This is a genomic window from Candidatus Tumulicola sp., assembly GCA_036490475.1.
Lineage (GTDB): Bacteria > Vulcanimicrobiota > Vulcanimicrobiia > Vulcanimicrobiales > Vulcanimicrobiaceae > Tumulicola.
In genome coordinates this window covers 853,444-866,390 of record DASXDT010000006.1, presented here as the reverse complement: position 1 = coordinate 866,390, position 12,947 = coordinate 853,444, and the positions used below count along the sequence as shown (strand labels likewise).

Sequence of the window (12,947 nt, the reverse complement as noted above, 5' to 3'; positions counted from 1 at the left end):
GCAATTGCGCTATTTTTTTTCGAGCGGTGAGCCCTCCGGCGAATCGGTAGCGCTGCTGCTGGCGGCCGCGATTCGCGATACCGATCCGGACGCAACGTTCGAAGGCATCGGCGGCGACCGCATGCGCGACTTCGGCTTTACGATATGGCGCGACCATCGAGGCTGGGCCAGTATGGGTCCCTTAGCCGCGATTCCACGCATCCCCAAACTGCTCGCGATCATGTGGCTCACCGCATTTCATTTGCGCAACACAAAGCCCGACCTCGTCGTGTTGGTCGATTTCGGCGTGTTCAACTTGCGCTTGGCGATGACGTTGCGCCGGCTGCACTACGCCGGACCGGTGCTCGACGTGTTTCCGCCTGGAACCTGGCTGGATAACGAAGCCAAAGCGCGCATCGTCAGCGATGTAGCGATGCCGCTGACGGCGTTCGAGCATCAACGCGATTTCTATCGTGGACTCGGCCTGCGCATCGCGTACTTCGGCCATCCGCTAGCCAATCGCTACGCGGCGCGCCCGCCCCGTCCGGCGCCGCCGCCGGACGGCGGTACCATCGCACTGCTACCAGGAAGCCGCGACGGCGAAGTCGACCGCCATTTGCCATTGTTGCTCGCCGCGTTGCGCATCGTGCGCCGCACGCGCCCGAACGTGCTGGGCACGATCGGTGCGTCGAGTCCTGCGTCGCGCGTCCGGCTCGAACGCGACGTAGCTCGCGACGGGATCGAGGGCGTTGCGGTTGTCATCGGCGCGCAAGAGGCGCTCTCGAATGCCGATGCCGCCTGGGTCGCATCGGGAACGGCCGTGCTCGAAGCTGCGTTAAGCGGCGTTCCCGCGGTCGCGCTGTATGTGGTCAAGCCAATCTTGGTCAAACATGCTCGCGGGATGATCAAACATCGTTTCATCACGTTGCCGAATCTGGTGCTCGGGGAAGCCATCATTCCGGAGTTGTTGCAGGAAGAAGCGTCACCCCAACGTCTGAGCGATGAAATGGAAGCGATTTTACGCGACCCGTCGCAGCAGATGCAGCGGCTGTCCGGATTGCGCGCGGCCCTGGGACCGGCCGACGCGTTGGAGCGCTGCGCCGAGTTTGCCGTTTCGCTGGCGCGCCAGAACGCGACGTCAACGTCGTGATTCGCCTGTACCACACCTCCGATCTCCACGATCATCGCGGTTTCGTAGAGCGGCTACGCGAGTTGCGCGCCGCCAATCCGGGATTGCTATTCGATTGCGGCGACTCGCTGCGCGGCAGTCAGACGGTGTATCATCGCCACGAACCGATGATGGCCGACTTGGACGCGGCCGGTTACGACGCCCAAGCCATCGGCAACCGCGAATTTCATTACTTTTTCAACCTGTTGCGGGCGCGCGCGCAACGCATGCACCATCCGCTCGTGTGTACGAATTTGCTCGACACCAGAGGCCGCGAGTTGCCGTTTCAACGCTCGCTGGTATTCGACGACGGAGCAACGCGCATACACGTTCTCGGCTTGTTGATCATGCAATATCCCGTCGAGAGCGTCTGGGAGCACATCTTCGGCTGGCGGTTTCTCGACCCGTGGGATGCGATCGAACCGTACGCGCGCCAAATCCCCGACGGCGACGCGTTGGTGGTACTGTCGCACGTCGGTTTGTCGCTGGATCGCGAGCTGGCGCGACGCATTCCGCGCATCGACATCGTGCTGGGGGGGCACAGCCACGACACGTTGCCGGTGCCCGAAGTCGTCGCCGGCGTTCCGATCGTGCACACCGGCGCGTACGGACGGTACGTCTCGCGGAGCGAGCTCGAGTACGACGCCGCACGCCGGCGCTTCGAATTGCGCGATTTCGAACTCGTTCCGTTGATGGCCGGCGCGGCGGCGTGAAGCCGCTACTCTTCGTTTCTAACGGTCACGGTGAAGCCGCCATCGCCGACGCAATTGCGGCGGCCGTACGAGCGTTCGATCCGTCGATCGTCTGCGACCATCTCGCGCTGGTCGGACGGGCGCGTTCGCATAGCATGTCTGACGTCGGCCCGCAGCGCGTGTTGCCCAGCGGCGGTTTGATCGCGATGGGCAATCTGGGGAACATCGCGCGCGATATCGGCGCAGGATTGATCGGACTGGTCCTCGCGCAGCGTGCGTTTTTGCGTCGGGCGCACGGGCGTTATGGGGCCGTCGTCGCGGTAGGCGATACGTATGCTTATGCGATGGCGCGCTCGGCGCGCTCGCCGATCGTTTTCGTCGGGACGGCCAAAAGCGTGAGCGTCGCACCGTACGGGCCGTTCGAGGAACGATTGCTGCGCGGCGCAGCGGCGTGTTTCGTGCGCGACGAGCCGACGGCGGAGCGGTTACGTTCGCACGGCCTTCGCGCCGACGCGGCCAACGCGATCGTGGATTTGTTTGCAAGCGCGCCGGAAACCGACGCGAGCGATGCGCTCGAAGGTTTCGCGCCGGTGTTGGTGCTGCTGCCGGGTAGCCGCGAAAGCGCGTACGGTGACGCCCGTCGCTTGATCGACATCGTCGGACGGTTACAAACCGACCGTCCATCGTTGGGAGCCGTGCTGTCGGTAGCGCCCGGAATGGACGCACGGCGTTTTTCGGCCCAGGTGCGTGCCGACGGCTGGGACGTCGCCGACGGACCCGGGCCGGTCGCGTTCGTCGCATCGCGCGGCGGCCGGCCCGTGCTTCGTGGATGGACGGGCGCGCTCGCACCGCTGTTGCGTCACGCGACGTTGGCTTTGGGACAAGCCGGAACTGCGAACGAAGAGGCCGCCGCTGCCGGCGTGCCCGTCGTTGCGCTGGAACGCGGCGCGGGAACGCGTAGCTCGTGGTATCGTCATCGCCAGCGACGGTTGTTGGGGGATGCGCTCGCGGTGCTCCCAGACGATCCGGGTGAAGCCGAGCGTGGTATCGATGCGCTGCTCGAAGATCCGCATCGCCGCACCCGCATGGCGGATGCCGGCAAACTCCGCATGGGGCCGCCCGGCGGCGCGCTGACGATCGCCGCGCGCATTCTCGCAGTGGTGGGAGTGTCGTCGTGCGCCGGCTGATGCCGGCCGCGTTCGCGGCCGTCTACGCGGTGCTGCCGCTGTTCCCGTCGTTTATCGTGTTAACGGCGGTTGCGTTTCCGGGCGTTTCGTTAGTGCCGCGCGCGGCCGCCGTCGGGGTGCTGCTGCTCGTGGTCGCGATCGCGATTTACGCCGGCATCACACTCTCGCGCTATCCGAAACCGGATTCGCAGCCGCTGCTGACGCCGATCGCGCTCTGGATCGCTGCGGGTATTCTCTCGGCCGTCCTAGGGTTGGACCCGTTGCGCGGCGTGGTTTTTCTCGGGGTCGCTTTGCTGGGCGCGGTATGGCACTGCAGTCTACTGCGATTTTTTGGCGATCGCGGCGTGGCGCGAGCGATTCTCTGGTCGTATTTACTTTCCGCGACGGCCGCGGCCGGGATCGCCGTCCTGACCGTGCTTACGCGGTGGCCGGCGGCGCTGTACGCCACCGGACACGGGCGAGCGACCGGCACGTTCGTGTTGCCCGGTGAGTTGGCTGCGTATTTTATCGTCCTTTTGCCGATCGCGTACGCCGTAACGCGCATACGGTCGAGCACGGCCCTGCGGGCCACGGCCTGGGTCGCACTCGGCGTTGGAGCGCTAGCATTGGTTCTGTCGTACTCGCGCGCCGGCTGGATGGGTGCCGCCGCCGCCGCCGCGTTCGTGATCCTAACGCGTCGTGGGGCGCCGCGCGGAGCCGCCCCGGCGGCTGCAGTAATCGGAGTGGCGCTGCTGGTCGTCGTCGCACTGTTCAACAACCACCACGATCCCAGCGAGGACTACACGCGCTTGGCGATATGGCACGCCGCCGTGCAAGTCATCGATCGCTTTCCCTTGACCGGCGTGGGGCCGCTGGATTTCCCGCGTATTTACCCGTCGGTGCACGTGCCGGACGCCGATGCTTCCGCCTTTCACGCGCATAATTTGTATCTCACGTTTTTCGCGGAATTGGGCGTTACCGGCGTAGCTGCATTTGCATGGATGATGTGGTCGTTCGCGCTCGAGTTGCGGCGCCGAGTCGCGCGCATGGGCGTGTCGAACTGTCAATTGGCGCTGGCGGCCGCGGCGGGACTCACCGGCGTCGCCGTGCAAGGCCTGATCGATACGATGAGCATCGTCATATTCGGACTGCTGTTTCCAACGATGGGACTGGCGCTGGCCGCGGCCGGCACCGGCGATATGGCCGCATCCGAACCGGATTGAGTCGTCGCGTCTACGCGCTGGGCGCGTGCGTCACGATGCTTGCCGGCTGCAATCCGCAGGCGCCGAAATCGGTCAAAACGCCCGCTCCGGCGCACGCCCACCCGGCCACCCCGCCGCCGCTGCATATCACCGGCCAGGGCACGCAGGGCCGTCCGGTGCGGATCATTCAGCAAAATCAAAACCGTATCGAGTACGAATTGGTAACGAAGTCGTATGAGAGCAGGGGCGCCCAGGGTCGCGAGCGAGCGGTCGCACGCGATGCCACCATTACGTTTCACGATCGCAAGGGGGTAACGCTGACGGCGCGCTCTCCGCAAGCGGTGCTGGACGAGCGCGCCAACACGTTGACGTTAATCGACGACGTGCACGCGCGAACCAGCAGCGGTATAACGCTGACGTGTGACCGGCTGGTGTACGACCGAAACGAGCAACTCTTCCACGGATACGGTAACGTGGTCATCATAAACGCAAACGGCTTTCGCGGAACGGGTTCGAAGTTCGACTCGGACATTTCGCTCTCTCACGTACGGATGCAATGAATAACGGAGCTTCGATCAAACTACGCGGTCTCGTCAAACGATACGGCGAGCGTACCGTCGTGAACGGCGTGTCGGCGGAGGTCGGCATCGGCGAAGTCGTCGGTCTGCTCGGTCCCAACGGTGCTGGGAAAACGACGACGTTCTATATGGTCGTCGGATTGGTTCGTCCGGATGGCGGCACCGTGCTGCTCGATATGGTCGACCGCCAGATCGACTTGACCGGCGCCCCGATGTACGCACGCGCTCGCAACGGCGTCGGATATTTGGCGCAAGAAAACTCGATCTTCCGCAAGTTATCGGTCGGTGACAACATTCGCTTGATCTGGCAGCAAAACGGCATCCCGCACGAAGAACGCGAGCGGCGGCTGCCCGGCTTGCTCGAAGAGTTCGGCCTGCGCGCATTCATCGACGCTCGCGGCGACAGTTTATCCGGCGGAGAACGCCGGCGGGTAGAAATTGCGCGAGCGCTAGCGATCGAACCGTCATTTTTACTGCTCGACGAGCCGTTTACGGGCATCGACCCGATCGCCGTGGCGGACATTCAAACGATGATCCGTCAGCTGCGCGATCGCGGGTTGGGCGTTCTGATCACCGACCACCAAGTTCGTGAAACGCTGGCGATCGTCGACCGTGCGTACATCATGAACAACGGCCGAATCGAAGTCTCGGGTTCGGCGCAAGAAGTCATGGACTCGCCGATCGCCCGAACATTTTATTTGGGCGAAGGCTTCCGGCTCTAGCGCACGGCAATCGGCGCATGCCGCGATTTACGATTCTCGACCGCTACATGCTGGCCGAACTATCCGGTCCGTTTGGATTTGGCCTCGCCGCATTTACGCTGATCTTCGCGGCCACCGAAATTTTAGCCATCGGCAAGCTGGTGAGCAGCGACCACGCGCCGCTTTGGGCGGCGGTCTCGGTCTTTTTATGGTCGTTGCCCAGCTACATCGTGCTGGTGATCCCGATGGCGCTGCTGCTCGGCACGCTCTTAGCGGTGCAGCGTCTTTCCAGCGATAGCGAATTGACGGCAATGAAAGCGGCCGGAATTACGTTCGGACGAATCGTTCTGCCGCTGCTCGCCGTCGGCATCGTCTTGTCGTTCGCGACGTTGTACTTACAAGAAGGCCTGGTTCCGTATGCCTCCGACCAGCGTACCGAAATCGAGGACGCGGTCATCAATCATAGCAGTCCGTTCAGCCGCGATCTTACCGTGTTCGCCCCGCTGCCCGGCGGCGGCCGCCAGATCACGACTGCCACGGCCTACGAACCCATCACGCGCGCGCTGCTGCACGTGACGCTGATTCAATACGACAAGTATAACCAGCCGCGGCAGATCGTGTTCGCGCAACGGGCCGAGTTCGAGATCGACCGTTGGACCCTGCAAGACTCCAGCGTCTATCGTTTCGAGCGCGACGGGTCGGTGTTGGCCGAGCCCAACGTGCCGACGCAGCAGGTCGAAATTGGCGAAAGTCCAACCGAACTGGTCAAACGCATCAAGAACGACGACCCGGACAGCATGAGCCGCGCGCAAATTGCCGACGTCGTTCGCTCCGGTCAACTGACGGAGAGTGAATTGCGCAAATACGTCACGACCTATCAGGAAAAGCTGGCTCGGCCGTTCGCGTGTTTCGTCTTTATTTTGATCGCGTTGCCGTTTGGCGTGCGCTCCGTCCGTAGCGGTGGCCGCAGTGCCAGCCTCGGTTTCGGCCTCTCGCTGGCGATCGTTTTCGTCTACTACGTCGTGATGACGGTGTGCTCGTTCCTCGGCGAAGCGTTTCTTAACTTGGCGATACTATGGGCGTGGATGCCGAACATCATCTTCACCGTCATCGGCTTGTCGCGTCTGCGGCGCGCGGCCGCGGTGTAGCGCGCGATGAACCTCGTCGAGATCGTCCGCGGAATCGGCAACGTCCTGGTGGTGATGGCCATCGCCGGAGCGGTCGCCTACGTGGGCGACCGGGTCGGCCATCAAGTCGGCCGGCGCCGCCTCACGCTGTTCGGGATTCGTCCGCGGTACACGTCGACGATCATCGCCATCGCAACGGGCATGACCATCGCGCTGGTGGTCACGCTCGTCGCGATCTTCGCGTCGCAGCAGGTCAAAACGGCCTTTTTCAAGCTCAATTCGATCAACCAACAGATCGGCGAATTGCAAAGCCGCGAACGAGCGCTCGAAACGAAGGTCAACACCGGGCGACTGGTCGTGCCGGTCGACGTTCCGATGGTACCGTTCGAACGCTTCATCGAGCAATCTGCGACGCCGGCCCAACGACTGGCGGCGATTCGTGCGTTCTACTACGATTGCGTCAAGTTTATCAACGCGACGTATCCGCGCCTGGGCCTCCGCCAGTACGTCAATCCGCCCGACATAGAAAAACGGTTAGCAGCATACGACTTGACGGTAGCTGCATTGCAATCACAAGCGCGCGTCATGTTGACGGCGACGGCCGACCAAAATCTCTTCGAGAATGACCAGGCGCACTTCGGTATCACCGGCACGCCCGATGCGCGTTACTTCGTCAAAGGGCAAGTGATCGCCCAAGTGTCGATTTCCGGGAAGAGCGACGCGAACATCGCCTTCGCGCTGAATCAGTTGCAGACGTACGTTTCGTTGAACGCGAGACGCCGCGGACTTTTACCGTTCATGGCTGAGAGCATTAAAACCGAGGAGCTGATACCGGACATCCGGCAGATGCAGCAGCGAATCAACAAGCCCGGCAATTATTCGCTTACGGCATTTGCCGCGGCCGACTACTATCCACATCTGGGCCAGATTCCGATCGTGATCGTCCTGACGGCGGCGGCCGGGTCGTGAGCGGCGGCGCCGTCATCGGCGGGGCCCTGACTGGCGGCGCCGTCATCGCCGTCGACCCCGGTCGCATCAAAGCCGGCTACGCGGTGCTCGATTCGGCCGGCGATCCGCTCGACTCGGGAATTTGTCCGGTAGAATCGTTGGCGCAGCGGTTGCGGACGGTCGTCGCGACGCATACGCCGGCAGTCGTCGCGCTGGGTCGAGGGACGAACGCGAAGCCCGTCGCCGAGGCGCTCGCCGCGCTCGGATTGCCGATCCGCTGGGTGGACGAGTACGAGACGACCCGGCGTGCTCGGGATCTCTTCTTTACGGATCATCCACCGCGCGGATGGCGCCGGCTGCTGCCCCGCGGGCTCCAGGTGCCGGACCGCCCGATCGACGACTACGCCGCGATTTTGATCGGCCGGCGGTATCTTGGTACCACAGACGCTCCCCCAGCAAGGGGAGACGCCTAGCCACCTCCAACATGAAACTCCCGCCCGATGGAGCGATATGAGATATCGCGCGCCTTTTGGCGGGTATACGGTGTAACCGGAGGGCTTTTTCGTGCGGCGGGTGCTTAGCGTCGTTCTTCTCTCGGTACTGACGATGATGCCAGGTTTTGCTCATGCCCGAACGCTCGCTACCGCCGTCCCGGCGGCCGATCTCGGACAGCAGCTGTTGCTGCGTTTCTTCGGCGAAACGACCGATGCTCGCGCGTCGCTCGAGGCGGCCTACGGAAACGCGCAGAGCGAATCGCCGCTCCGCAATCTGGCGCTGAGCGCGGTTCGGGTGCAGCCGCAGATGGCCGCGTGGGACGTCGCCACCGTCGCGCCGACCTTTGCGATCGTCGATCCGGCGGTGAGCGACGACGTTCCACTCATCGACACATCCGAACAGTATGATGCTGCATTTGCGCCGGCGCGCGCTGCGCAATATGTGGCGTCGACGCCCGCATACTCAAGCCAAACCGATTTTGTAGCGTCGCCGGGTGGGACGTCGTTCATTTCCGGCGAGTACCGCCCCGACGCTCCCGCGCCATCGGTGACGACCACCGAGAGCGCTATCGGCTCTACTTCGACCGGCACGTCCGAAACGGGACGATTAGCGTTTTCGCAGTCACCGTCGACCAGCACATGGACGTCGGCCGCAACCGGCGGAACCGCCTTCGGCCCGGTCCACGTGAGCACGCACTTCGATTCGTCGCAGTTGACGCAACAGCAATCGGCGCTGACCGATGGCGGTTACGGCGCCGGTGCGGCCGTGAACGTTCGCGCCTTGCACCGCAATCTCAACTTTGCAGTCTCGAGCGATTACGAGCGCTTGATGCGCGACGACCCGTCCGGTTCGGCCGCCTTTTCGCCGTCGTCGAACTGGCAGTTGCCGGGCGGCGACGTCCCGTTGGTCGTGCCCAACTATGCCGACATGAGCCGCATCTCTTTGGGAGCCGCGCTTGCCGTTCCGGTCGTCAACAATCTAACGCTGAATCTGAACGTCGCTTCGGATCGCATGCTCGGCGCCTACGGGTTGCCAGGCGTGAACAATTTGGATGCGACCGATAACTCGTACGGTGGACGTCTCACGTTCGCCATTCCGCATTCGGCCGGCTCCCTTTCGATTTCGGCGCGACAGTTGCACTATCAAGACAACTTGCTGCCGTCCGATACGTACACGCAGACGCGTGAGGACGTCAACTTTACCGTCAAATTCTAGCCGCGGCGTGAACCGGCGCTACGGTCCGTTTCGCGCGATCGCCGGCGCCGTCGTCATTGCGCTGCTGGCATCGTTCGCTTGCATACAAGCCGCATCCGACGCATTTGCTGCAACGGCCGCCGCGCCGTACTCGCCGGCCCGGCTCGTGCCGTTGCGCTTTGCGGTGGCTACCTACGGCCTACTCGACCGAATCGCGCCCGCTCCATATGTCGAAGCGACGCTCGCCGCATACGCACTCGAGCGTGGCGATTCCCTCGCGGCGCATCGCTACGCGATCGCGTTGCCCCCCTCGCCGGTTCGTGACGATTTGCTCGGACGAGCCGCAGCGGCAGGTGGCGACCAGGCGCTGGCGTTCGAGTATTTCTTAGCCGCGCCGGATGTCGACGCGGTCGAGCACTACGTGGAAGGCGTCGCGGCGCACGACCCGGCAGCCGCGTACGCGCTCGAGCGCACGCTAGCGCAACGGCTAGCGTCGACTGCGACGCATCCCGACGCGGTTGCCGAAGCGCAATGGCATATGGGCCTGTTGGCAAATAGGCGAGCGTGGCGTGAAATACCGGCTAGTCCGGCGCAAGGCTCGTGGCTGCGCCGTGCCATGGACGCATTCGCGCGCGCCGTCGCTGCGGCTCCGCTATCCGATCGGTACGCCATTGCGGCCGCCAATCAAGCCATGCTGCTGGGCGATGTCGAGCGCGCGCGCGCGTTGTTCGCGCAAGCCGCGCGATCAAATCCGGGAAGTGCCGATGCGATCGCCGGGTTAGGAGTCGCCGCCTACGAACGCGGCGACGTGCGAACCGCCGCCGAACAATTGCGGCAGGCGCGGCGTTTCGATCCGAACGCACTGATGGTGCGCGCACTGGCGCGATATCTTTCGCAATGAAGGTTGCGTTCGACGCGCAACTCACGGTCGGAACGCCGACCGGTATCGGCGAGTACGCGAACGGATTGGCCGCCGCGTTACGCCGGCGCAAGCGCGTCGACGTGGTCGAGTTGTCCGAACCGCGTCTCGATCCATGGCGGTTCGACCGGCGCGTACTGTGGGACCAGTTGTTGCTACCTCGTCGCGCGCGTGCATCCGGCGCTCCGGTATTACATTGCGCGTCCGGTACGATGCCGTTGGTCGGAAGCATTCCGGTCGTCGTCACGGTGCACGACGTCGCGTGGTTGCGGGTGCAGGCGCATACGCGTTGGTACGCGCGCTGGTATTTCGGAGCGTTGTCCCTGCGAAGATACGCGTCGGCGCGCCAGATCGCGGTCGACTCCGAGTTTTCACGGCGCGAACTACTCGAGGTTTGTCCGGGATTGGACCCGCAGCGCGTTACGGTCGTCTATCCCGGCGTAGCCGCCGACATGTGCGAGCTCGAACGCGGGACGGCGGACCGCTCGACGATCCTCGTCGTCGGAACCGTCGAACGGCGAAAGAATCTAGCGGCGCTGATCCGGCTGTTGCCGGAACTCGACGGCGCGCGCATCGTATCGATCGGGCCGCCGACCCCGTACCTCGACGAATGCGCCGCACTCGCGGCATCGCTGGGGATTTCGGACCGCCTCGAGATGCGCGGATACGTTTCGCGCCAAGACGTGCTCGATCTGTATGCGCGCTGCGGCGTCGTCGCCGTGCCATCGACTTACGAAGGCTTCGGTTATGCTGCCGCGCAGGCGATGTGCGCGGGCGTTCCGTGCGTCGTGTCCGAGGGCGGTTCCCTCCCCGAAATTGCGGGCCCCGGCGTGCCGGTAATCTCCCTGGATGACGAGCGGGCGTGGACCGAAACGCTGCAGGCGGCGCTCGCCGGCGCGTACGACGTGAGCGCTGCGAGTGCGCGGGCGATCGCGATCGAACGATTCTCGTGGGACGCCGCCGCCGGCGCCATGGAAAGGCTCTACGCTGCGGCGTCGAGCAACGGGATTTCGAGAAGCTAGAAGGCCGGGGAACCCGGTGCGCCGGGTGCGACGCTCCCGTCGTCGGGAGCAAAAATCAATTTGAGCGGATAGCTCGACCCGGCCTCGGGCATGGTAACGATCGTCACGCGCACGAAGCCACGCGCCGGTACGACGTATTGCCGGATTTTGTAGCGCGAATACGCCGGCGTTTGATGCGACTGTACTAAGACGCCATCGATCAGAAACGTGCCGGTAGCGCGTCCACCGCGCGGATTTTCGTAGATCGCGATCGATGCCGGCGAACCGTTCGGGTTCTGAACCGTCACGACGAAGGATTGCAGAACGCCGTAATCGCCGGCCAGCGCTTGTCCCTGCAAGTCGTTCGGCAATGGAATGTGGCCGATCGGCAGTTCTAGGTACTCGTCGTTCACGTTCCACTGCGTGGCATAGTGAAACTCCGGAATCGGGTAGATGCCGCGTGCGTGCTTATGCGCGCCTTCCAGCAGCGTCGACGACGGTGCGGGAACCGCGCTGCCGTCGGCCGATTCGGCCGCTAGCGTCAGGTGGACGCTTCCGCCACCCGACAACACGCGCAACTGCAAAATGTTGCAGACCACGGCGCCGGCCGGAATATCTTGCGTGACGATGGCCATCGAGGTGCCGGCCGGAACTTCGATCAAGCGGCCCTGATTTTGCAGGGCGTTTACCAAGAAGGCTTTGGTCGCGACGTGTCCGGCGGCCATTTCGTTTTGCGACGGGCCGCCGCGTCCGCTGATAAACTGCAGCGTCATCGGTTCGCTCGACGGATTGTCGGCGTGCAGCACGATCCGACGATCGGGCTGGCCCGGCGGATTGTAATGAAAATACAAAAAGCGCGACGGCTGTTCGCCGCGCAAATCGGCGGTGAAGAGCGTTCCATTTTCTTCGAGACGTTCTGGATAGTCGCTGACCATCAGCGAGTCGGGAGAAATACGTGGCGCCGCAACGTTACGGATCTGAATGTGTACGGTGGAATCGACTTCGAAGTACTGCGTGCCTTGCATCAAAACGGAAACGTTGACCGACGCATCGCGATCCTGTCCCAGCGTTTGATTGAACGGCACGTCGTCGGAACCGACGACGATCTGTGCCCCCGGACGCAGTTGCGCGGCACGCCGGATCGCGCCCACGACTTGATCGCGCACGAAATCGGGTGACGCGGGATCGCCGGTGATCGCGAGCGAGATGTCGGACGGAACGCTGCCCGCATAATAGGCGACGCGAATTGGGACGTCGCGGCGTAGTCCGCGGCCGTCGACGATGGTAACGACCGTCGAACCGGGTTGTTTTCCGAAGACGACCACTGCCTGACTCGTCTGATCGACCGAGACTTGGGCGATCGTCTGATCGGCGACCGTCGCAGAAATTTGTCCGATGACGGAACCCACGGCCAGGCGTACCGACGCTCCAACGGCGACTTGCGCGTTGTCGGGCGTGACGACGATTGGGGGTGGCGTGGCACCGTTGGCCGGCGGCGGTTGTGCGGCCGGCGGAGACGGCACGGCGGAGACCGCTGGAGAGGCGACGCCGGACGGCGAGGCCGCCGGCTGAGGTGTGGCCGGTGGGGTCTGGGCGCTAACCGCCGGACGTGCGAAAGCCACCAACGCGAGCGCCGCTAACACGGCCGCGCCGCGGGCGGCTCGCGGACGAAGTCTCACGGGACGCAACGAAGCCGCGCGGCCAAAAAGCCGCTGCCCGAAAGGTGCGTTCGCAAAGCTACTCTTTGCGGCGTCGAAGGCTCGGTCACAGACTGGTT

The 12,947-nt window shown here is 63.8% G+C and carries 13 protein-coding genes; 12 read left to right on the top strand and 1 reads right to left on the bottom strand.

The genetic code is table 11. From position 1 onward, the window contains the following. The first annotated feature begins 4 nt into the window (after positions 1–4). From VGF98_11545 to VGF98_11490, 12 genes are all read left to right on the top strand, one after another. Entirely contained in the window at positions 5–1,129 is a 1,125-nt protein-coding gene (locus VGF98_11545) for a hypothetical protein (protein HEY1682264.1), read from the top strand. Beyond that, positions 1,126–1,860, top strand: a complete 735-nt coding sequence (locus VGF98_11540) for a metallophosphoesterase (protein ID HEY1682263.1) — start codon at positions 1,126–1,128, stop codon at positions 1,858–1,860. The genes VGF98_11545 and VGF98_11540 overlap by 4 nt, the downstream gene beginning before the upstream one ends. Further along, on the top strand, positions 1,857–3,026 hold the full coding sequence (locus VGF98_11535; protein ID HEY1682262.1) for a hypothetical protein: 1,170 nt from the start codon (positions 1,857–1,859) through the stop codon (positions 3,024–3,026). Before VGF98_11540 ends, VGF98_11535 begins: the two co-directional genes overlap by 4 nt. Further along, complete coding sequence (locus VGF98_11530) at positions 3,014–4,228, top strand: O-antigen ligase family protein (protein ID HEY1682261.1); 1,215 nt, start codon at positions 3,014–3,016, stop codon at positions 4,226–4,228. The genes VGF98_11535 and VGF98_11530 overlap by 13 nt, the downstream gene beginning before the upstream one ends. Further along, positions 4,225–4,767 (top strand): LPS export ABC transporter periplasmic protein LptC, encoded by a 543-nt coding sequence (gene lptC, locus VGF98_11525; protein ID HEY1682260.1) that lies wholly within the window; start codon positions 4,225–4,227, stop codon positions 4,765–4,767. The genes VGF98_11530 and lptC overlap by 4 nt, the downstream gene beginning before the upstream one ends. Next, a complete protein-coding gene (lptB, locus tag VGF98_11520; protein HEY1682259.1) occupies positions 4,764–5,507 on the top strand; it encodes an LPS export ABC transporter ATP-binding protein in 744 nt (247 codons plus the stop codon). Before lptC ends, lptB begins: the two co-directional genes overlap by 4 nt. 17 nt (positions 5,508–5,524) lie before the next feature. Next, positions 5,525–6,634, top strand: a complete 1,110-nt coding sequence (locus VGF98_11515) for an LptF/LptG family permease (GenBank protein ID HEY1682258.1) — start codon at positions 5,525–5,527, stop codon at positions 6,632–6,634. A 6-nt stretch (positions 6,635–6,640) separates the two neighbouring features. Further along, positions 6,641–7,582 (top strand): DUF3084 domain-containing protein, encoded by a 942-nt coding sequence (locus VGF98_11510; protein HEY1682257.1) that lies wholly within the window; start codon positions 6,641–6,643, stop codon positions 7,580–7,582. Continuing rightward, entirely contained in the window at positions 7,579–8,034 is a 456-nt protein-coding gene (locus VGF98_11505) for a hypothetical protein (GenBank protein HEY1682256.1), read from the top strand. Before VGF98_11510 ends, VGF98_11505 begins: the two co-directional genes overlap by 4 nt. A gap of 91 nt (positions 8,035–8,125) precedes the next feature. Further along, positions 8,126–9,271, top strand: a complete 1,146-nt coding sequence (locus tag VGF98_11500; protein HEY1682255.1) for a hypothetical protein — start codon at positions 8,126–8,128, stop codon at positions 9,269–9,271. A gap of 7 nt (positions 9,272–9,278) precedes the next feature. Further along, a complete protein-coding gene (locus tag VGF98_11495; GenBank protein ID HEY1682254.1) occupies positions 9,279–10,151 on the top strand; it encodes a tetratricopeptide repeat protein in 873 nt (290 codons plus the stop codon). Next, positions 10,148–11,191 (top strand): glycosyltransferase family 1 protein, encoded by a 1,044-nt coding sequence (locus VGF98_11490; GenBank protein ID HEY1682253.1) that lies wholly within the window; start codon positions 10,148–10,150, stop codon positions 11,189–11,191. Before VGF98_11495 ends, VGF98_11490 begins: the two co-directional genes overlap by 4 nt. Here VGF98_11490 and VGF98_11485 read toward each other — a convergent pair. Beyond that, complete coding sequence (locus tag VGF98_11485) at positions 11,188–12,849, bottom strand: hypothetical protein (protein ID HEY1682252.1); 1,662 nt, start codon at positions 12,847–12,849, stop codon at positions 11,188–11,190. The two genes, VGF98_11490 and VGF98_11485, sit on opposite strands and share 4 nt — an antisense overlap. Between the last annotated feature and the right edge of the window lie 98 nt (positions 12,850–12,947).